This window comes from Nocardia sp. NPDC059240, assembly GCF_042753865.1.
Lineage (GTDB): Bacteria > Actinomycetota > Actinomycetes > Mycobacteriales > Mycobacteriaceae > Nocardia.
Map to the genome: position 1 here is coordinate 46,541 of NZ_JBHZAC010000023.1, position 17,303 is coordinate 63,843.

A 17,303-nucleotide genomic window follows, 5' to 3' on the forward strand; every position below is an offset into this window, starting at 1 on the left:
GTCGGAGTCGTGACCAGCGACGCATCGCAACTCGCCGACACCACCGCCCAGCTCGATATCGTCGCCACCGCGACCGGTCGACTGCTCCCCGCGGTCGCCGCGCTCGGCGAGGCCGACCTGGCCGAGCCCTCCCTGTTGCCCGGCTGGACCCGCGGCCATGTGCTGGCCCACCTGTCCCGCAATGCCGACAGCCTGGTCAACCTGCTGCTGTGGGCCCGCACCGGCATCGAAACCCCGCAGTACGCAAGCCAATTCCTGCGTGAGGCCGATATCGAGGCGGGTGCGCCCCGCCCGCTGCGGGAACAACTCGAGGACCTGACCGCCTCGCACGAGCGCTGGCTCGCCCTGGCCCGGGTCATGCCCGCCGACCGCTGGTCCACCCCGGTCCGCAATCGCGCGGGCGGCGAGATCCCCGCCACCCGGGTGGTCTGGATGCGCCTGCTGGAGGTCGAGATCCATCACGTGGACCTGAATCTCGGCTACACCCCCGCCGACTGGCCCGCCGACTTCACCACCCGCCTGCTCGCCCAGTCCATCACCGAGGTCAAGCCCGCCGAGGGCACCGGCTTCACGGTGACCGCCACCGACACCGGCTTCACCGACACCGTCGGCACCCCGGCCACCACCGTCACCGGCCCCGCCGCCGCCCTGGCCGCCTGGCTCATCGGCCGCTCCCCCGGCACCGACCTCACCGGCGACCTCCCCAACCTCGCCGCCTGGAAATAGCACGCCAAAAGCCAGGAGCCCCACACCATTCGGTGTGGGGCTCCTGTTACGTGCGCCCGGAGAGACTCGAACTCCCAACCTTCTGATCCGTAGTCAGATGCTCTATCCGTTGAGCTACGGGCGCAGGGTTATTCAGTTAAATTGTTCACCCGGCGTACCGGGTGGTGGCGGAGGCGAGAGGATTTGAACCTCCGGTCCCCGTGAAGGGACAACTCATTAGCAGTGAGTCCCATTCGGCCGCTCTGGCACGCCTCCTGGTGGCCCTCTTCGAGGCCGCCGGTTCTCTTCGAACCGCCGGGACAGAAGATTACACAGCGGGTGACCAATAGGCCAAATCGGCTGGTCAGCGGGGTGGATCAACGGAGATGGCTGTCGAACCAGTCGTAGATTCGGGTCTGGGCGTCGAGGACGAAGGCGTCGTCGAGGGCGGCGGCGTCGAAGCCGGGGTGGTCGGGGCGGTGGTGCAGGCCCGGATAGGTGACGACCAGGGTCGCGACATCGGCGTTGGCGGCGGCGTCGCGCAGGCGGTCGACCTGGTCGGGCGGGGTGAGGGGGTCGTCCTCGCCGAAGAGGCCGAGCCAGGGCGCTTTCAGGCCGGGGGCAGCGGCGAGCAGGGCGACGGCCTGCGGGGTGAGCGGGGTTTCGATGCCGGGGGCGGCGACGCTCACGGCGGCGCCGACGCGGCGGTTGGTGGCGACCAGCGCGGCGGCGGTGCCGGCGGAGTCGAAGCCGAGCACGCCGATGCAGTCGCGGAAGACGCCGTGCGCGGTGAGCCAGTCGAAGCAGGCGTCGAAATCGGCGAAGAGGTCTTCCCCGAAGATGCGGTCGGCGGTGTGGCCGTTGGCGGGGCGATGGAACAGATCGGGCGCGAGCACGGTCCAGCCGTCGGCGGCGAGCGCGCGCATGAGTTCGAGCAATGGCTCGGTGAATTCCCGTGATTCGTGCAACACCACGATGCCGCCGCGGGCGTGACCCTCGGGTTCGAGCACGGTCAGCGGGACCGCGGTCGTGTCGTGCACAGGGGCGTGTTCTCGATAGATGCCCGACATAGGGCCACTGTAGTTGCGCTAGGTAAAAACGCGATAAATCTTTCGCGCGGTCCGATCTTCCGGAGATATTCCGGCTGAGCCGCATTCGCGCGCGCCGGGTCACCACCGGGTCACCGCTCGGGCAAACGGGGTGACACCGCGAGCCGACCCCGGACACGCGGGACTTAGGGTAGAGGGGTGAGTGCGCACATTCGCCCGGATCTCGATGCCATTCCGGCGTACGTCGCCGGCAAGACCCACCCCGGTGCGGTGAAGCTGGCCAGCAACGAGACCACCTTCCCGCCGCTGCCGTCGGTGACCAAGGCCATCGCCGAGGCGGTCGAGCTGTCCAACCGGTATCCGGACAACCACGCCGTCGAATTGCGCGGCGCCCTCGCGGATTTCCTGGGTGTGGAGCTCGAGAACGTCGCGGCCGGCTGCGGCAGTGTGGCGCTGTGCCAGGAGCTGGTGCAGATCAGCTGCCGCCGTCCCGAGGACGAGGTGCTGTTCGCGTGGCGCTCGTTCGAGGCCTACCCGATCGTCACGCAGGTGGCGGGGGCGAAGGCCGTGCAGGTGCCGCTGGATGGTGAATTCACCCACGATCTGGACGCTTTGGCGGCGGCGATCACACCGAATACCCGGGTGGTCTTCGTCTGCAATCCGAACAATCCGACCGGTACGGCCCGCGGCAAGGCGGAGATCGTCGAGTTCCTCGACCGGGTGCCGTCGGATGTGCTGGTGGTGCTGGACGAGGCGTACTTCGAATACCTGCGGATGCCCGCCGAAGACTTCCCCAATGGCGTCGAACTGGGTCGCACGCGCCCGAATGTGCTGGTGCTGCGGACGTTTTCGAAGGCGTACGGCCTGGCCGGGCTGCGGGTCGGTTACGCGGTCGGCGCGCCCGAGGTGATCACCGCGCTGATGAAGGTGCACATCCCGTTCAGCGTGAGCCGGGTGGCACAGGCGGCGGCCATCGCCTCGCTGGAGGCGCGGCACGAACTGCTGGAGCGCACCGACGCGGTGGTGGCCGAGCGGGATCGCATGCGCGCGGCGCTGATCGAGGCGGGCTACCGGGTGCCGGTCAGCCAGTCCAACTTCCTCTGGCTGCCGCTGGGCGACCGCAGTGCCGAATACGGTGCGGCCAGTACCGAAGCCGGGGTCATCATCCGGCCCTACGGCACCGACGGCGTGCGCGTCACCGCGGGCGACCCGCACGAGAACGACGCCTTCCTGCGCTTCGCCACCGATCCGGAGACCGTCGCGCGGTTCCTGGGCTAGCCCGGATTACCCGAGGCCCAAACCCGCGGCCAGCGTCGGCCAGGAGCGCGGCAGTTCGTCGGCCCAGTAGGGCCAGGAGTGGGTTCCGGTCGGGCGGCGGTTGACCGTGGCCGGGATGCCCAATTCCGTGAGCTTGTCGGCCAATTGGCGGGTGCACATGTCCGCGCCCGCCTCGATCGGCCCGCCGAAGAGCACCGCGTTGCGCAGATCCGGATTGCCGGGGGTGTCGTGCTCGCCGGGCAGGCCGCTACCGGAGGAGAGGTAGATGGCCTTGCCGCGCAACGCTTCCGCGTGCGACACCACATCGTGGTCGGCCCACTCCGGATCATCGGTGGGGCCGAACATATTGTCCGGATCGCCGCCGAAGGTGCCGACCACCGCCCGCGCCTGCGCCTGACCGAAGTCGGAACTCATTGCGTAGCAGCCGCTGTGGGCCGCCACGGCGCGATACAGGCCCGGATTGCGGGTCGCCAGCATCATGGCCGCCTCCGCGCCCATCGAGACGCCCTCGAGGCCGTTGCGGCCGTCCCCGGCGAACCGGGCGTCGATGAGCGGCGGCAGTTCGCGGGTGAGGAAGGTTTCCCAGCGGTTGGTGCCGAGCTTGGGATCGCTGTGCCGCCAATCGGTGTAGTAGCTGGCGGGACCGCCGAGGGTGAAGACCGCGTTCACGTTCTTGTCGGCGAAGAACGACAGCGCGTTCGCGCGGGCGGTCCAATTGTTGACGTCGGGGGCGGCGCTGCGGCCGTCGAGCAGGTAGACGGTGGGCCGGGGCCCGTCGGCGTGCGCGGGGACCAGCACCTGCACCTGCACGGTGCGGCCCATGGCCGGGGAGGCCACGTAGACGCCGAAGAGGTTGCCGGACAAGGACTCGACCCGTTCGATGCGCGCCTGCGCGGGATGCACCGGATCGGTGCCGGGCGCGGATTCCTCGTTGGAGCCGGTCTCGACGGGCGGATCGGCCACGCCCGGCGGTGCTTGCGTGATCACCGCTCCGGCCAGCAGGACGGCACCGGCGAAGGCACCGAGAAGGCGACGTGCGCTGCGGCTGACCACTCAGCCACATTTACCAGAAACGATCAATCGGCGGCGAGATCACGTTCCCAGCGCGTCTCGATATCGGTGAATCGCCACACCGCCAGCGCCACCGTCCAGGTGAGCGCGAACAAACCGACCACGATGTAGCCGAGGCTGCCCAGGTCGAGATTGCCGATCCAGGCCACCGAACCCGAGGTGATGTCCAGCTTTTCGACGAAGATCGAGATGATCTCCTGCACGCCGATGAGCAGCGCCACCGCGACCGACAAGCCGGTGATCACCAGGTTGTAGTAGATCTTGCGGACCGGGCGCGCGAAGGCCCAGTCGTAGGCGTGGCTCATGAACGCGCCGTCGAGCGCGTCGAACAGTGCCATACCCGCCGAAAACAGCAGGGGCAGCACCAGAATCGCGTACCAGGGCAGTCCGGTGGCGGCCGCGCCGCCCGCGATGACGAGCAGGCCGACCTCGGTGACGGTATCGAAGCCCAGGCCGAACAGCAGGCCCACCGGGTACATCTGCCACGGCTTGCGCACCAGCTTCACCACGGGGCCGAGCACGCGCGTGAGCAGACCGCGATCGTTGAGCGCCTGCTCCAGTGCGGGCTCGTCGAAGTCGCCGCCGCGCATCCGGCGGTACACCCGCCAAATGCCGAGCAGCGACACCAGATTCAGCAGTCCGATGGCGATGAGGAAGGCGCCGGAGATACCGGTCCCCCACAGGCCGGTCCAGCGGTGCAGTCCGGAGCCCTCGTCCTCGATGGACCCGGCCAGCGCCCGCACACCGAACGCGAGCAGCGCGACCATCACGAACACGATGCTGGAATGACCGAGCGCGAACCAGAACCCGACGGTCTGCGACTTCGCACGACCGTTCTCGGCCACCAGCTTTCGCGTGGTGTTGTCGATGGCGGCGATGTGGTCGGCGTCGAAGGCGTGCCGCATGCCCAGGGTGTAGGCGGTGATCCCGAGTCCGACCCCGAACACGGAGCCCTGCACCACGTGATGGGCGGGCACCACCACCAGCAGCAGGGTGCCCCACCCGAGAACGTGTAGTGCGAGCACGGCGAGACCCATACCGATCCAACCGCGCACGCACACACCTCATCATCGACAAGAAATGGCGGAAGCGGAGGGATTTGAACCCCCTGCCACCGCCGCCGAAAACACTCCGACCTGCGCAAAAGCTGATTTGAGTTCACGAAGACGGATGGAACTACCAGGGACTTTACGGAGAGGTGTTGACGTGGTCAACACGCCCCGGACGCCACCGGTGGGGGGTGTCACAAGCCCTTCGAGCAGGCATACCCACCCTGAATAGGGTCGGGCCACATGGCGCGAATCCGATTCCGACGAGCTCACCGGAGGTTCGCCGTCCTGGGAATTCGGCCCGCGAGCACGGCCGGGTGACCGGGTTCGGCGTCACGTCCCTGTCGCCGAGGCCGAAAGCCAAGTCGAGGCGCAAGCGGACATCGAATTGGTACCTACAGTCAGATGTTGGCACACATGCTGAGATACATTGTCTCGCAGCACATTCCATTGCGGAACACCGTTTGCCGAGCGTGCCCGAGTGCGCACAGATGTAGATGCAGACAGGCCCGGGTTTCCTAGATCATTTGACCGGGATTACTTCCCATTTACTCTGCGCCGCACTAGTGTTCGGACTCAGGGTTTTCTCAGTTTGAATATCAGTGGGGATGGGTATGGGCTTACGAATGCTTCGGGCAGGACGCGCGATCGGACCCGAACTTGTCCGACTCTGAGCCCCTATTCGCAGCGACGCCCGGCGGCCCTCGAGATCCCGACGAACTCCAAGGATTTCGCGATCGAATGGCCACCGTTGCGCCGCACTTGGCCGCCCTGGCCGAGGTAGGCGTGATCTACTCCCCGCCGGTTGGCGAAATCGAGGTGCGTGGCGATGAGATCGTGATCGGCGTCCTCGTGCTTATCCCCAACCGCGACCGGAACACAGTGAAAATCGTTCCCCGCCAAGGTCTGACGCTGTACCAGTTCGCCGACCTGGAAATTCAAGCCCAGCATGCGCTTACACACGGGTGCGACCCCGCCGACTGCTGGCGGTATCACGAGCGCTTGGCATGCTGGTTCTCCGAGGTAATTCAGCCGTTATGATGCTCGCGCTCCGCAGCTTCATTTGCTGCATAGCGCTCTAGGGCCTCGTCTGACGGCGCAGCGAGTTTCGTTCCCGCCGTGTGCAACAGACGTGGAATGCCCGGCGCACTCGCCGCTTGAAGTAGCGCGGTCCGCTCAAGCTCGTCGAGCATCTGCACAACGGTCCTCGCCCGAGGATCGGGTACATCGAGCAGTAGGCCGGCAGCCTGCCGAATTCCGTTGGCCAGCGTCACGAACTGATCGCGTGTTGCTCGCGCCGCCTCAACCTGCGAGCCCCCCACTTCAGTGGCATCGGAGATTTCCGCCGCGTCCTGAAGCTCCGTTGGTTTGCCTCCTGCACGGATTTGCTCGAGAGAGCCGGCCGACCACCCGAGCGCTTTCTCGATCTTCAGCCGCGACATGTCGCGCGGCCAGCGCTCCCCAGCCTCGAGGGCCCGTGTCGTCTTGGTATCGACACCGGCGTTTCGTGCCAGCGTCGTTGGGTCCATGCTCAGGCCGAGCCGTCGGCGCTGGACTTCCCGGCCCACTCGCTCGAGCGATGTCGCGTCGGTCATGCGCAATCCCGTCGTATGTCAACTTTCAGTGGTGCCAGTGTTTCAGGGAACAGTAGGGAACTTCAAGCACCTCTGACTATTGGCCCTAACAGGACATAGAGACCTCTACTTCCGGGTAACTACCGGCAAACTGTGCCCTGGTGACCCAAGTTCCCGAAACATCTTCCCTTTAGTTCCCCCCGTTTCCGTTGACGAGTTCCCTTTAGTTCCCTACAGTTGCCCTCGTGAGATCGGAACAAGCGGGACGTCCCGGTAAGAAACCGGCCACCACACCCGTCCTCGAGGCAGATCAGGAGCGCGTAGGCGCAACGGTCCGGACGATCCGCGAGCTTCGCGGATTCACTCCCCAGCAATTCGCGACCGCGATCGGCATCTCGCGGCCGCACCTGGTCAAGATCGAGCTCGGCCAGAAGAAATTGACCAACGTTCTGCTCGCGAAGGCTGCGGGCGAACTCGGCGTCGCCCAGATCGCGATCATGCGGCCGCTCCCGAGCGAGGACGGCACGCGATGACCGAAACCAGGACTGACAACCGCACATTCGCGCTCGAGATCGCCGCTGACCGGATCGGCGCGTCGCGCGACTGGGTCATGCGTCAGCTGCGCACCGGCCGGTTTCCGGGCCGCAAGGTCGGCCGCGATTGGCGCATGACTGAGTCCGACATTCTCGCCTCGATCGAGATCGTCGCCCGACCTGCGAGGTCGACAGACATGTCGGGATTGACCGCGCGCAGTAGCAACCACACCATCACGACCGAGCCGACTGGCCTCGCCGATCTCGCGGCCGGCCTCACGTCCACCAGCCGGCGCCGCCTCACCGCGCGCATCTGACGACTCCCCCGATGGTCTCCGTCGACGCCGTCGGGGTCGCGCACGTGGTGAGGGACCGCCGAGGCCCCTCACCTCGCCTCACCACGTGCGCACAACCACCCATCCCACCGAGAGGACCGCCGAATGTCCGGCATCCCTTGCCGTTTCAAGGACGGCACGCCCGTCTCCGAAGAAGTAGCGAACATGATCACCCATGCCTTGCTCGGCATGTCGGCGCCCGCCACCGAGCGACTCATCGCTGAGGGCGAGCGCAAGCGCAAGCGCCGCCAAGTCGACGAGCAGTCACGCGCCGACGTCGCCCGGCGGCAAAACCTGGTCAGTGCCGCATGATTCGGCCGCGGATCCACCCCGACGACCTCGGCCTCGTCGGCGACCTGCTCGCCTTGCTGCTACTGGCCGTCGTCATGTGGCAGGTCGGCGCGTGGCTCACGAGCTGGGCCTCGCTGTGATCGGCTGGATATGCGTCGTAATCGTTTGCCTCGCATTGGGATTCGCTGGCCTGGTCGTCGCCCTTGTGCACGGGGGCAACCGTTGACCGAAACCCGCTGGTTCACCGCCTACGAGCAGGCCTACGAACGGCGACCGCAGGCGCAACCCTACGGGCCACCCCCAGCCACCACCACCGACGACGAGTGGCTCGCGTACTGCGAAATCAGTTCGGCTGCCACATGGTTCGCCGGTCTGCTGCTCGCGCCATGCGTGATCGCGATCATCGCCCGCGCAGTCGTACAGCACATCAACCCTTATAAGCCGCCCGCCGCCAAGGCGCCAACCGCAGCGACGGGCGACCTCTCCTAACCCCTGAAACACCTGTGCCCCGCCGAGTTACCGCTCGGCGAGGCGCACTCCAGAGATCGTGAGGGACTCTACATGTCCAAACATCGCGCCGGATTGCTCCACAGATTCACGCGCCGTCACCAGACTGCGCCCGCCATCGCCGCCCGCGAAGGCCTCGACGCACGTCGCGCACTCGCCGACGCGCCCACCGTCGTACTTCCCGTCTACGTCGACCCGCAGGCCGATGCGATCACCGAGGAACTTCCGGTCGTCACCGCCGGCGTGCTCGGATGGGCCGCGCCCTGGCCGGTCGCCGAGCAGACCGCGGCGACGATCCGCGAGCACGTGCTCGACGGCGTCGCCGGTCGCCGGTCCCTGGCCGTGCAGGGCCGCCGATGAAACTGCTGACCTTCCCCAGCGCCGAGCCGGTCCAAGGTCCGCCGCCGGACCTCGTCGCCGCGGCGGTCGCCGCCGAGCTCGCGAAAGAACTCGGGTGGTCCGGCCATCGCGATTTCGCCGAGCGGGCCCGCGCGGTCGTTGCCGTACTCGGCTACGAGTTCGACATCCTCGAGGACCCCGCCGAGGACGACGGCGAAGATGTGCCGTTCGATCCCGACGTCGTCCGCGACTACGAACTCGCCGCCGAATCGGGGGCGCTATGAGCTGGGATGCGCGGGACGAGTCGGACCTCGACCCGGTCGTCGTCCGCCGGTGCGAGTGCGGGCGCGAGTTCACCCCGCAATTCACCAACACCGTGCGATGCCCGGCATGCATCCATCGATACACCGCGGCCGAACCGGTCCGCGCCCACCTCGCGCGCCTGCGGGCGAGCAAGTCCTTGTGTCAGGTCGGGCGCGAGGCGGGCGTCCGGCCGGCGACGGTCCGAAGCATCGGATCCAAGCTCGACCGGCAGTTCGTGAGCGCGGACATTGCCGAGCGCCTGCTCGCCGTCGACTGCGGGGTCGCGTGATGGCGCGATACACCGATCACGACGACATCGCCGCCGAGGCACTGCTCGTTTGTGAGGCGGTCCGGGAGCTCGCCCCACTTGAGGTCTATCGACGTTTGGCGCACATGTGCGCCCGCAATCCCGAATCCGGCGCGCAACTGCTGATGTGCCTGGCGACGTGGGTCGATTACGAGGCACCGGTGAGCAAGCTCGCCGACCGCGCCGAGGCGATCGTCGAGGGCCGGATCCGTGCCGTCGCAACGAGGCTCGTGTCATGACGGCCGCGCTCCGCGAGGCCGGTCTCTTCGCAGGTATCAGCGCAGCCGACTACCACGCCGACACGGATTCGCTGTCCGCGTCCGGTGCGAAGTTGCTCGCCGCCCGCACGCCGTTCGAATTCTGGTACGCCCAGAACAACCCACCGACCCGCAAACCCGAGTTCGACCTCGGTCACGCCACCCACCGCGAAATCCTCGGCGAGGGCGAGGAAACCGAGATCATCGACGCCGCCAACTACAACACGAAACCCGCTCGCGAGGCCCGCGACACTGCGTACGCCGCCGGTCGGGTACCGCTGCTGCCCGAGCAGCACGCGCGGGTTCAGACCATGGCCGAGCGCGTGCGCGGGCACGAGCTCGCGGGCCCGCTGCTGTCCTCGGGTCTGGCCGAGCAGTCCGGTTGGTGGTTCGACGAGGCCGCCGGTATTTGGTGCCGGTTCCGGCCGGATTGGATGACCTGGCGTGGCGAGGTTCTCTACCTCGTCGACGTCAAAACGACCCAGGACGCCGACCCGGCCGCGTTCGAACGGTCCGCGGTGCGGTTCGGCTACCACCAGCAGGACCCGCACTACGTCGAAGGCGCCATGAAAACTACCGGCGCCGAACGCGTTTCGTTCGTGTTCGTCGTCGTCTCGGTCAAGCCCCCGCACATGGTGAACGTCTTCTATTTCGACGACGACGCGATCGCCGAGGGTGCGCGCCTCAATCGCCGCGCCCGCCGCATATTCGGCCGCTGCCTGGCCGCCGATCACTGGCCCGAGTACCCGCTCGGCCCGCACCGAATGTCCCTGCCCAGATGGCACCCCCACGAGGAAACCGAAGATGACGAATGAAATCGCTGTCCGCGAACCGACATCCGCACTAGCGATCACCACCGATCAGCGCGAGTTCAACGACGCACAGGTCGCGGCACTGTTACAGCTCGCCGGCGTCAAAGACGCGCCGCCCGCACAGCTCGCGATGTTCTTTCACCGGTGCCGCACAACCGGATTGGATCCGTTCGCACGACAGATCTACCTCATCGGCCGCAAAACCAAGACCGGCGGCTACAACGGCGAGCCTGCGAAGTACGAGACGACGTGGACGATCCAGACCGGTATCCACGGGTACCGACTGAACGGCCGCCGTGCCGCACAGAGGGCGGGCCACCGCGTGCAGACCGAAGGCCCGTTCTGGAAAGGCCCGGACGGCGGCGACTGGCTGGGAGAGTGGCTCGGCGGCAAGGGCAAACCGCCGGCGGTCGCCAAGTTCGTCGTATTCGTCGACGGCGAGCCCAATGTCGGCATCGCTCATTACGACGAGTTCGTCCAGACCAAGTACAACGGCGACCCGAATTCCATGTGGGCCAAGATGCCCGCGAACCAACTCGCGAAGTGCGCCGAGGCGCAAGGCTGGCAAAAGGCCTTCCCAGATGATTTCTCGGGCCTGCTGCTCGAGGACGCCGTCCAGTCGATCGAGCCCGACGGCATGCCCTCGCCGACCCGCGTCGCGTCCGAGCGCGTCGCCCCGACCGCGGCCGAGATCATCGCCGCGCCCGCCTCGGATCCGGGCTCAACCCCGGCCGCGGCGAAGGCCTCACCCGCGGACCCCGTCGAGCCGCGCATCACGGCCGAGCAGTCGGCGGCGATCGGCGAACACCTGCGGGCCCTCGAAATCGTCGACGAGGCCGAACAACTGCGGCTCGTGTCCGAGGTCCTCGGCCGCCCGGTGACCGGACCCGGCGACCTCACCGAAGTCGAGGCGACCAAGCTCGTCGACGACCTCGCCGAGCTGCGCGCCGCCGAGGCCGCCCCGATCGAGGCTGCGGCCCAATGAGCGACCACCACCGCGCCGAGGCCGAGCGCATGATCCGCCAGGCCGAAGGCGCCGATACCCACGCCGCGGCGGGCCTGGCCGGAATCGCAACCGCCCGCGCCTTGCTCGCGGTCGAGGCCCGCCTCGGCCAGATCGCCGAGCACCTGGCCGACGCGACTCGGACCGGCCGCGCTGGTTTCGCGCTGCACGCCTCGGTAACCGACTACGCACCCGAGCGCCTCGGATGGGCCGCCCGCGCGCACGTCACCGCCCTCGTCAACGAGATCGTCACGCCCGCAGCAAAAGAGGAGAACCCCCGATGACCTCCACTGCCGACGGGCCGACCCCGGATCCGGTTCTCGCTCTCGCATGACCACCAGCACCGGCGGGCCTGCCCACGCGGGGCCGCCGGTGCGCCCCTGATCCACGAAAGGCACGGATATGAGCCTGGACCCGCGCGAGTTCATCCGCGTGCATTCCGGCATGCCCGAGCACCCGAAGGTAGAACCGCTCAGCGACAACGCGTTCCGGGCGCTTATCGAGGCATGGTGCCTGTGTCGGCGCAGCCGCAACGACGGCCTTATCCCACTCGCCACGTGGAACAAGCGTTGGAAGTTGAAGGCCCGCAAGGAACTGATCGCCGCGGGCCTGGCGCACCTACATGCCGACGGCGTCGAAGTTCACGACTGGCTCGAGCACCAGCCCAGCGCCGCCGACCTCGAGCACAAGCGGTCGGTGCGCGCCGAAGCCGGTCGCAAGGGCGGCAAACAGTCCGGCAAGGCCCGTCAGGACCGAAGCACAGCACAAGCAAACGCCGAAGCATTTGCTTCCGGTTTTGCTTCCCCCTCAGATGGTCACGAAACGGTAACTTTCGTCGAAAACGTCGCCGACATGGGACACGAGTCTGGCCTCTCGAAATCGGTTGCAAATCAAGCACGTTCGGACGCCGTACAAACCGAATTACCTGCGGAGACGGTCCAGAACAGTGAAGCAATTGCTTCGGTTTTGCTTGATCAAACGCTGAAGCACAGCGGAAGCAAAACACAACCAGACTCAGACTCAGACATAGATATAGGTCGCGTTGGGGGAGAAACGTACGTAAGTAGCGCACCGGTTTCGCGCGAAAACAACCCGCCCCCAAAGCATCACGCCGAGCATCCCGAGTGGGATCCGGACTGCGCCCAGTGCACGGCACTACTCGACAACCGCATCGACTTCCAGGCCGCACAAGTCGATGCCACCGCACCGCCAGCGCCGCACTGCGATGAGCACCCCGGCGGCACCGACGCCCCGTGTGCCCCGTGTGGCAAAGCGCGCCGCGCCCGCCATGCCTACGACATCACGCGGGCCCGCGCCCAATCCGCCCGCCTCACCGCCGAGGCCTACCGCACCGCCGAGCGCCGTCGCGCCGCCATCGATCGATGCGGGCTGTGCGACGCGACCGGGTACCACGGCACGACCGTTTGCGACCACGACCCCGACCGGCCCGCACGCGCCGCCCGCCGAATCGCTGAAATCCGCGCTGACCTCACACGAAAGCGCGCCACCACCACGGAGGAACACACCAATGCCTGACCTCGACGACATCGTCGCCGCCGGTCGCGACGAGCTCGACCGATCCACCGACGAACCGATCTACGGTGTCGCCCTGCTCGGCACCTGGGCTCGCCGCCACCTCGCCCACGTGCTCGACGACCGCGACCGACTCGCCGCCCGCATCGCCGAGCTAGAGACCGTCATGCCCGAGGCCGACTCATGAGCCGCACTCGGATTCGCGCCGCCGCAATCGAGATTGCCGCGAAGGCCCTGGCCGCTGGCGAGAGCAACTCGACGCCGCAGGCGCGGCACTACACCGACGCCGAGGCCGTCGTGGACGCTCTCGGCTCGCGTATCTGTGCGCCGCCGCGGCGGCGCACCCGAGCGAGCGCCAAGAGCGCGGGCGGCGCATTCGAGACGCTCATCGTTCGCGGCCTGGCCGCCGCCCTCGACGATGACCGGATCGAGCGGCGCGTCCGCAACGGGGTGCGCGACCGCGGCGACGTGACCGGCGTCCGCGCGCCCGGTGGCGGCCGCCTCGTGCTCGAGTGCAAGGACTACGGCGGCGAGATCCGCGCCGCCGAGTGGACCGCGGAGGCCGAGGCCGAGCGCGGACACGACGACGCCCTCGTCGGTCTCGTCGTCGCGAAACGCATGGGCACCAAGAAATTCGGCGATCAATGGGTCCTGCTGACGATGCGCGATCTCGTCGCGATCCTGACCGGCCGCCGCAACCACATCATCTGACAGGAGAGACGCCACCGATGAACATCGAGTGCCCGGCATGCATGCGGCCCGCGCCGCCCGGCTGGTTCCTGTGCGCGACATGCGCCGACCGGCTCGTCGCCGAGTTGCTCGCCGTGCCTGGACTGGTCGACGAGTGGACGACCACGCGTGCCGGCCTCGCCCGAATGAGCGCGGGGCGCTATGGAGGCCGGTCGGCCGAGACTGCGCTCCCGGTTCAGTCCATCGCCCGCGATCTGCCCGAGTATGAAGAACAGGACGCCGTCGGTGCGACGCTGCGCGGCGACCGTGCCCGCCAGCGCCTCGACAACGCCGTCGGCACGTGGGCGCGTTTGGTGGCCGAGGAACGCGGCGTCGAAATCCCCATCGGGGCGCGCGGACTGGCTCAGCTCGCCGTCAACGGCCGCGCCGGTCGACTCGACGCGCCGCCGGTCGTCGAGGTGGTGCGCTGGCTCGAGGGCGCCCCGGTCGGACCGCCCCGCCCGCGGGCCCGGATCGTACGCCGCGGGGCCGACACTCTCACCGCACCGGCGACACCGGTCGAACAGACGGCGGTGTGGCTGGCCTGCCACGCACACACCTTGCGTGTGCACGCGCTCGCAGGCGACGCGCTCGCCGAGATCACCGGCGCGACCGAGGGAATCCGTCGTGTGATCGACCGATCCGAGCGGCGCTATCGGGGCGTGTGCCCGCACTGCTCGGCCGAGCTGCGCGCCGGTCTCGGCGAGTCCTACGTCCGTTGTCGAGGATGCTGGGTGCAATACGACGTCGCCGAGATCGAGGCCGCAGCACGGGAATCCGCGGCCAAGCGGCTCTACACCGCAGGCGAGCTATTGCGTGTGCTGCCTGAGCTCGGCGCACCGGTCGCGAAATCCACGCTGTACCGATGGATTCGGGCGCGCAAGCTGACCGAGTGCGGATGGTCCGACCGCGGCCGCCGAATCACCGATACGAAACACAATCACAGCGACGCCGCCGTCTACCGGTGCGGCGACGCGCTCGCGCTCGCTGAAACCGCGGCCGTCGACAGCGACCCCGGGGTCTGATGTCGAGATGGACTGTGTGCCAGCACTATTCGGCAATTCAGTCCATCGAACCTCTTGTACTTCGCATCGTGACGATGTATAGTTAGAGATGTGAGGGAGACATCCTCACAAACAACTACACAGAGGAGGCGGTGTGGATTGGATTCCAATCGCAGGGCTGATCATCAGCACAGCGAACGGACTGACCACCATCTACATCTACCGGATCAACCACCGCGAGCCCCCCTACAAGGGCAAGCACCGGAGGAAACCGGACAGAGGTAGGAAAGGCCGGTAAGAAGTGAGGGACCGGGGTGTAAGAGGCACCCCGGTTCCCCACCGAAACAGTCTCACACCGCCGGAAAGGAACCACAAATGTTGAACCTGCTCCGCGGCCTCGCCGCCCTGACCGCGGCCGCCATGGTCGTACTGACCGTCATCGCGCTCATCGCCGGTCGCTCCGGCGCTGAGGTGGCGATCTACGCGGTCACCGCGGCCATCCTGGTCGCTACCACCATCTACACACTCAGGAGGTCCCGTGCCCAGTAAGGGCCCCGTCCGCTATCTCAACCGCGCCCAGGTCGCCGAACGGCTCGGCATCGCAGCCTCATCGCTGAGCCGCGCTGTCCTGCCCGATCCCGACGTGATCGTCGGCCCGGTCAACGAGGACGGCTCGCTCCCCAAGGGCACCGTCCGCGGATGGCTCGAGACGACCATCAACGAATGGAAGCGACCCGGCCAGGGCGCCCGGACCGACTTGCATCCATAACCGCAGATAGACGACCGTGCGGCCGACACGACATTGCACCTGTTCGCGTCGGCCGCTAACGTGTGGCACTACAAACCGCGACTGACGACCCGACCCCGGAATCGTTCCAGCCGCGGTTTTTTCATGCCCGTAGCGCGTCAAACCGGGCGACCCGGCAAGCAGTCCAACGAGCACCACGACTGATCCGTCAGTCGCTCCGCAACCCCGGAACTAGCGACGGGGGACGGCCCGCCCTCGAGCAGTCCAGCGGGCCCGCTGCGCGCTACCCCCTTCCCTCTCGGAATCGACGAAAGGAACAGCCGTGCCCGTCGTGCGCGAAATCGCCCTCAAAAAGGACGAATCCCTGTTGGTTACGTGGATGGCCGAACCGGCTCGCTACGCGCGATTGCAGACCGCCGCAGCGAATTACAGCAAGTACGTGTTCGCACTGAACATCCCGCACATCGTGAGCGGCATCGAATACACCCAGGTCGAAATCAAGTTCGACGACGTCCCGTACTACGCCACCAACTACGAGGTCACCGGCATCTCAGCGACCGGCGCACGCCGGTTCTTCCGAGGCATCGGCCGCTCTTTCTGGGGCGGTCGCACGATCAAGGGCCTGCTCGTCTGGGAGCTTCCCCAGTTCGGCGCGGGCTACGACATCGTCGATTGGGGCGGCATCGCCGTACCCGACGACCGACCCGCGTAGCCAATCACCCCACACCCCAAGGAGTTACACCATGATGTCAACCCTGTCCGCCGCGGCGCACGCCGTCGACTGGTCGCTCGTCGGCCGCGCCGCCGTCGACGTGGCCGCCGCCCTGTTCCGCGTCATCTTCTGAAATGACCCTGAAGTATCCGATCCTCGTCATGCCGTTGTGCTGGTGGTCGACCATCCTGGCCGCCCTCGCCTACGGGCCGACTGCCTGACCATGGTCACCCGCCGCACCACCACACAGCGCGGCCTCGGCTGGCACCACCAGCAACAGCGCGAGGCGCTACTCGCTCGACACCGCGACGGCGCGCGCTGCTGGTGGTGCGGCGAACCGATGTACCGCGACGCCGTCCGCAACCTCGACGGCGAGAGCCTGGCCGCGGACCACTCCCACGCCCGAGCTCACGGCGGCACCCGAGCCGACCGGCTGCTCCATGGCCTGTGCAACAAATCCCGCGGCGACGGCTCGCGCGACGACCGCCGACCCGCGCTCACCCGGCGATGCGGCGGCCACGCAGGAAACGTCCTGGAGTGGAGTTGAGGACCCCAGGCTGGCCGAGGCTTGCTAGCTCAGCAGCCGCGGCCTCGATGAGATTGTCTCTTGCCTTTTCGATCGCCTCAAACGCGTTCTCGACCTTAGTCAGCGCTCCGGGCATTTGCGACTGCAAAGGATCTTCGCCTTCATCGGCCTCGACTATTTCGCGAACTGCGGCGATGAGATCGTCGTCGTTAAACGCGTCCGCTAGCTCGCGGCACGCGGCGCTGACCGAAGGCGCATTAAGCATTTGAAGCATCCCAGCGTTCGCCTCGATGCTGCCACCGCGTTCGAGGATCGACAGGGCACCAGCAAGTCGCTCCGAGTCCTCCGGGTTGTAAATCATTCTGCCGTAGGCAATTTGACCGTTGTACGCGCACTCGACTGATTCGCCGCACAACTTGAGGATCTGCTCGCGTTGCCATTTGAGATGCTCGCGGCCGTCCGCAGCAGAGATCGCAGCGCGGTTGGTGCGGTTGGCGATACGGATGCCTAGGAGTGTCACGGACGCGATGACGAGCGAGCTGAACAATGGAAGCCACTGAGCCATACACCGAGCATCGCACATGAGACGATCGGCGCTCCGCCGGAAAATACAGACCCCCGGGTCCTGACTTCGGCAG

At 67.2% G+C, this 17,303-nt stretch carries 28 protein-coding genes and 2 tRNA genes; 23 read left to right on the forward strand and 7 right to left on the reverse strand.

Annotation, left to right across the window (positions count from 1 at the left end; all coding sequences use genetic code 11):
• The first annotated feature begins 9 nt into the window (after positions 1–9).
• Complete coding sequence (locus ACFXHA_RS45010) at positions 10–726, forward strand: maleylpyruvate isomerase family mycothiol-dependent enzyme (protein ID WP_379367524.1); 717 nt, start codon at positions 10–12, stop codon at positions 724–726.
• A 51-nt stretch (positions 727–777) separates the two neighbouring features.
• Here the strand turns inward: ACFXHA_RS45010 and ACFXHA_RS45015 are convergent.
• The 3 genes from ACFXHA_RS45015 to ACFXHA_RS45025 all read right to left on the reverse strand — a co-directional run bounded on the left by ACFXHA_RS45015 (position 778) and on the right by ACFXHA_RS45025 (position 1,775).
• Positions 778–850 (reverse strand) — tRNA-Arg (locus ACFXHA_RS45015).
• A gap of 41 nt (positions 851–891) precedes the next feature.
• Positions 892–981: transfer RNA gene (locus ACFXHA_RS45020), tRNA-Ser, on the reverse strand.
• 101 nt (positions 982–1,082) lie between these two features.
• Positions 1,083–1,775, reverse strand: coding sequence for a dienelactone hydrolase family protein (locus ACFXHA_RS45025; RefSeq protein WP_379367526.1), 693 nt, complete (start codon positions 1,773–1,775; stop codon positions 1,083–1,085).
• 177 nt (positions 1,776–1,952) lie between these two features.
• Here ACFXHA_RS45025 and hisC point away from each other — a divergent pair, with 177 nt between their 5' ends.
• Positions 1,953–3,032: a histidinol-phosphate transaminase gene (hisC, locus tag ACFXHA_RS45030; RefSeq protein WP_379367528.1), complete on the forward strand. Its 1,080-nt coding sequence runs from the start codon at positions 1,953–1,955 to the stop codon at positions 3,030–3,032.
• 6 nt (positions 3,033–3,038) lie between these two features.
• Here hisC and ACFXHA_RS45035 read toward each other — a convergent pair whose 3' ends face one another.
• Positions 3,039–4,085, reverse strand: a complete 1,047-nt coding sequence (locus ACFXHA_RS45035) for an alpha/beta hydrolase (protein WP_379367530.1) — start codon at positions 4,083–4,085, stop codon at positions 3,039–3,041.
• 23 nt (positions 4,086–4,108) lie between these two features.
• The gene (locus tag ACFXHA_RS45040) at positions 4,109–5,140 is read right to left on the reverse strand and encodes a HoxN/HupN/NixA family nickel/cobalt transporter (RefSeq protein WP_379367657.1); all 1,032 of its coding nucleotides are present in this window, start codon (positions 5,138–5,140) and stop codon (positions 4,109–4,111) included.
• Between the two features lie 753 nt (positions 5,141–5,893).
• Here ACFXHA_RS45040 and ACFXHA_RS45045 point away from each other — a divergent pair.
• Positions 5,894–6,193 carry a hypothetical protein gene (locus tag ACFXHA_RS45045; protein WP_379367532.1) on the forward strand — a complete coding sequence of 100 codons (300 nt, stop codon included), beginning with the start codon at positions 5,894–5,896 and terminating at the stop codon, positions 6,191–6,193.
• Here ACFXHA_RS45045 and ACFXHA_RS45050 read toward each other — a convergent pair.
• On the reverse strand, positions 6,181–6,747 hold the full coding sequence (locus tag ACFXHA_RS45050) for a hypothetical protein (RefSeq protein WP_379367534.1): 567 nt from the start codon (positions 6,745–6,747) through the stop codon (positions 6,181–6,183). The two genes, ACFXHA_RS45045 and ACFXHA_RS45050, sit on opposite strands and share 13 nt — an antisense overlap.
• A 224-nt stretch (positions 6,748–6,971) precedes the next feature.
• On the opposite strand from ACFXHA_RS45050, the gene ACFXHA_RS45055 reads away from it, so the two are divergent.
• The 20 genes from ACFXHA_RS45055 to ACFXHA_RS45150 all read left to right on the forward strand — a co-directional run bounded on the left by ACFXHA_RS45055 (position 6,972) and on the right by ACFXHA_RS45150 (position 16,686).
• Positions 6,972–7,259 (forward strand): helix-turn-helix domain-containing protein, encoded by a 288-nt coding sequence (locus ACFXHA_RS45055; protein ID WP_379367535.1) that lies wholly within the window; start codon positions 6,972–6,974, stop codon positions 7,257–7,259.
• Positions 7,256–7,576, forward strand: a complete 321-nt coding sequence (locus tag ACFXHA_RS45060; protein ID WP_379367537.1) for a helix-turn-helix domain-containing protein — start codon at positions 7,256–7,258, stop codon at positions 7,574–7,576. Before ACFXHA_RS45055 ends, ACFXHA_RS45060 begins: the two co-directional genes overlap by 4 nt.
• Positions 7,577–7,699: 123 nt before the next feature.
• A complete protein-coding gene (locus tag ACFXHA_RS45065; RefSeq protein ID WP_379367539.1) occupies positions 7,700–7,906 on the forward strand; it encodes a hypothetical protein in 207 nt (68 codons plus the stop codon).
• Positions 7,903–8,025 (forward strand): hypothetical protein, encoded by a 123-nt coding sequence (locus tag ACFXHA_RS45070; RefSeq protein WP_379367541.1) that lies wholly within the window; start codon positions 7,903–7,905, stop codon positions 8,023–8,025. Before ACFXHA_RS45065 ends, ACFXHA_RS45070 begins: the two co-directional genes overlap by 4 nt.
• 82 nt (positions 8,026–8,107) lie before the next feature.
• Positions 8,108–8,374 (forward strand): hypothetical protein, encoded by a 267-nt coding sequence (locus tag ACFXHA_RS45075; RefSeq protein ID WP_379367543.1) that lies wholly within the window; start codon positions 8,108–8,110, stop codon positions 8,372–8,374.
• Between the two features lie 72 nt (positions 8,375–8,446).
• The gene (locus ACFXHA_RS45080; RefSeq protein WP_379367545.1) at positions 8,447–8,752 is read left to right on the forward strand and encodes a hypothetical protein; all 306 of its coding nucleotides are present in this window, start codon (positions 8,447–8,449) and stop codon (positions 8,750–8,752) included.
• Positions 8,749–9,015 carry a hypothetical protein gene (locus ACFXHA_RS45085; protein WP_379367547.1) on the forward strand — a complete coding sequence of 89 codons (267 nt, stop codon included), beginning with the start codon at positions 8,749–8,751 and terminating at the stop codon, positions 9,013–9,015. Before ACFXHA_RS45080 ends, ACFXHA_RS45085 begins: the two co-directional genes overlap by 4 nt.
• Complete coding sequence (locus ACFXHA_RS45090; protein WP_379367549.1) at positions 9,012–9,323, forward strand: hypothetical protein; 312 nt, start codon at positions 9,012–9,014, stop codon at positions 9,321–9,323. The genes ACFXHA_RS45085 and ACFXHA_RS45090 overlap by 4 nt, the downstream gene beginning before the upstream one ends.
• The gene (locus ACFXHA_RS45095; protein WP_379367551.1) at positions 9,323–9,580 is read left to right on the forward strand and encodes a hypothetical protein; all 258 of its coding nucleotides are present in this window, start codon (positions 9,323–9,325) and stop codon (positions 9,578–9,580) included. Before ACFXHA_RS45090 ends, ACFXHA_RS45095 begins: the two co-directional genes overlap by 1 nt.
• Positions 9,577–10,413 carry a PD-(D/E)XK nuclease-like domain-containing protein gene (locus ACFXHA_RS45100; protein ID WP_379367553.1) on the forward strand — a complete coding sequence of 279 codons (837 nt, stop codon included), beginning with the start codon at positions 9,577–9,579 and terminating at the stop codon, positions 10,411–10,413. The genes ACFXHA_RS45095 and ACFXHA_RS45100 overlap by 4 nt, the downstream gene beginning before the upstream one ends.
• The gene (locus tag ACFXHA_RS45105) at positions 10,403–11,395 is read left to right on the forward strand and encodes a RecT family recombinase (RefSeq protein ID WP_379367555.1); all 993 of its coding nucleotides are present in this window, start codon (positions 10,403–10,405) and stop codon (positions 11,393–11,395) included. Before ACFXHA_RS45100 ends, ACFXHA_RS45105 begins: the two co-directional genes overlap by 11 nt.
• Positions 11,392–11,697, forward strand: a complete 306-nt coding sequence (locus ACFXHA_RS45110; protein ID WP_379367557.1) for a hypothetical protein — start codon at positions 11,392–11,394, stop codon at positions 11,695–11,697. The genes ACFXHA_RS45105 and ACFXHA_RS45110 overlap by 4 nt, the downstream gene beginning before the upstream one ends.
• Before the next feature lie 118 nt (positions 11,698–11,815).
• Complete coding sequence (locus ACFXHA_RS45115) at positions 11,816–12,949, forward strand: hypothetical protein (protein ID WP_379367559.1); 1,134 nt, start codon at positions 11,816–11,818, stop codon at positions 12,947–12,949.
• Complete coding sequence (locus tag ACFXHA_RS45120; protein WP_379367561.1) at positions 12,942–13,133, forward strand: hypothetical protein; 192 nt, start codon at positions 12,942–12,944, stop codon at positions 13,131–13,133. Before ACFXHA_RS45115 ends, ACFXHA_RS45120 begins: the two co-directional genes overlap by 8 nt.
• Positions 13,130–13,657: a hypothetical protein gene (locus ACFXHA_RS45125; protein ID WP_379367563.1), complete on the forward strand. Its 528-nt coding sequence runs from the start codon at positions 13,130–13,132 to the stop codon at positions 13,655–13,657. The genes ACFXHA_RS45120 and ACFXHA_RS45125 overlap by 4 nt, the downstream gene beginning before the upstream one ends.
• A gap of 17 nt (positions 13,658–13,674) precedes the next feature.
• Positions 13,675–14,700 carry a hypothetical protein gene (locus ACFXHA_RS45130; protein WP_379367565.1) on the forward strand — a complete coding sequence of 342 codons (1,026 nt, stop codon included), beginning with the start codon at positions 13,675–13,677 and terminating at the stop codon, positions 14,698–14,700.
• Between the two features lie 354 nt (positions 14,701–15,054).
• Entirely contained in the window at positions 15,055–15,228 is a 174-nt protein-coding gene (locus ACFXHA_RS45135; protein ID WP_379367567.1) for a hypothetical protein, read from the forward strand.
• Complete coding sequence (locus tag ACFXHA_RS45140; protein ID WP_379367569.1) at positions 15,218–15,448, forward strand: hypothetical protein; 231 nt, start codon at positions 15,218–15,220, stop codon at positions 15,446–15,448. The genes ACFXHA_RS45135 and ACFXHA_RS45140 overlap by 11 nt, the downstream gene beginning before the upstream one ends.
• Before the next feature lie 301 nt (positions 15,449–15,749).
• On the forward strand, positions 15,750–16,139 hold the full coding sequence (locus ACFXHA_RS45145; protein WP_379367571.1) for a hypothetical protein: 390 nt from the start codon (positions 15,750–15,752) through the stop codon (positions 16,137–16,139).
• 175 nt (positions 16,140–16,314) lie between these two features.
• The gene (locus ACFXHA_RS45150) at positions 16,315–16,686 is read left to right on the forward strand and encodes a hypothetical protein (protein ID WP_379367573.1); all 372 of its coding nucleotides are present in this window, start codon (positions 16,315–16,317) and stop codon (positions 16,684–16,686) included.
• Here ACFXHA_RS45150 and ACFXHA_RS45155 read toward each other — a convergent pair.
• The gene (locus ACFXHA_RS45155; RefSeq protein WP_379367575.1) at positions 16,637–17,230 is read right to left on the reverse strand and encodes a hypothetical protein; all 594 of its coding nucleotides are present in this window, start codon (positions 17,228–17,230) and stop codon (positions 16,637–16,639) included. The two genes, ACFXHA_RS45150 and ACFXHA_RS45155, sit on opposite strands and share 50 nt — an antisense overlap.
• Positions 17,231–17,303 lie beyond the last annotated feature (73 nt).

Bases quoted from the DNA above. Each gene is read 5' to 3' on its own strand.
- ACFXHA_RS45110 (WP_379367557.1), top strand. From the start codon at position 11,392: ATGAGCGACCACCACCGCGCCGAGGCCGAGCGCATGATCCGCCAGGCC.
- ACFXHA_RS45045 (WP_379367532.1), top strand. From the start codon at position 5,894: ATGGCCACCGTTGCGCCGCACTTGGCCGCCCTGGCCGAGGTAGGCGTG.
- ACFXHA_RS45100 (WP_379367553.1), top strand. From the start codon at position 9,577: ATGACGGCCGCGCTCCGCGAGGCCGGTCTCTTCGCAGGTATCAGCGCA.
- ACFXHA_RS45040 (WP_379367657.1), bottom strand. From the start codon at position 5,140: ATGGGTCTCGCCGTGCTCGCACTACACGTTCTCGGGTGGGGCACCCTG.
- ACFXHA_RS45070 (WP_379367541.1), top strand. From the start codon at position 7,903: ATGATTCGGCCGCGGATCCACCCCGACGACCTCGGCCTCGTCGGCGAC.
- ACFXHA_RS45130 (WP_379367565.1), top strand. From the start codon at position 13,675: ATGAACATCGAGTGCCCGGCATGCATGCGGCCCGCGCCGCCCGGCTGG.
- ACFXHA_RS45080 (WP_379367545.1), top strand. From the start codon at position 8,447: ATGTCCAAACATCGCGCCGGATTGCTCCACAGATTCACGCGCCGTCAC.
- ACFXHA_RS45095 (WP_379367551.1), top strand. From the start codon at position 9,323: ATGGCGCGATACACCGATCACGACGACATCGCCGCCGAGGCACTGCTC.
- ACFXHA_RS45050 (WP_379367534.1), bottom strand. From the start codon at position 6,747: ATGACCGACGCGACATCGCTCGAGCGAGTGGGCCGGGAAGTCCAGCGC.
- ACFXHA_RS45065 (WP_379367539.1), top strand. From the start codon at position 7,700: ATGTCCGGCATCCCTTGCCGTTTCAAGGACGGCACGCCCGTCTCCGAA.
- ACFXHA_RS45155 (WP_379367575.1), bottom strand. From the start codon at position 17,230: ATGGCTCAGTGGCTTCCATTGTTCAGCTCGCTCGTCATCGCGTCCGTG.
- ACFXHA_RS45025 (WP_379367526.1), bottom strand. From the start codon at position 1,775: ATGTCGGGCATCTATCGAGAACACGCCCCTGTGCACGACACGACCGCG.
- ACFXHA_RS45120 (WP_379367561.1), top strand. From the start codon at position 12,942: ATGCCTGACCTCGACGACATCGTCGCCGCCGGTCGCGACGAGCTCGAC.
- ACFXHA_RS45125 (WP_379367563.1), top strand. From the start codon at position 13,130: ATGAGCCGCACTCGGATTCGCGCCGCCGCAATCGAGATTGCCGCGAAG.
- ACFXHA_RS45105 (WP_379367555.1), top strand. From the start codon at position 10,403: ATGACGAATGAAATCGCTGTCCGCGAACCGACATCCGCACTAGCGATC.
- ACFXHA_RS45115 (WP_379367559.1), top strand. From the start codon at position 11,816: ATGAGCCTGGACCCGCGCGAGTTCATCCGCGTGCATTCCGGCATGCCC.
- ACFXHA_RS45060 (WP_379367537.1), top strand. From the start codon at position 7,256: ATGACCGAAACCAGGACTGACAACCGCACATTCGCGCTCGAGATCGCC.
- ACFXHA_RS45085 (WP_379367547.1), top strand. From the start codon at position 8,749: ATGAAACTGCTGACCTTCCCCAGCGCCGAGCCGGTCCAAGGTCCGCCG.
- ACFXHA_RS45090 (WP_379367549.1), top strand. From the start codon at position 9,012: ATGAGCTGGGATGCGCGGGACGAGTCGGACCTCGACCCGGTCGTCGTC.
- ACFXHA_RS45135 (WP_379367567.1), top strand. From the start codon at position 15,055: ATGTTGAACCTGCTCCGCGGCCTCGCCGCCCTGACCGCGGCCGCCATG.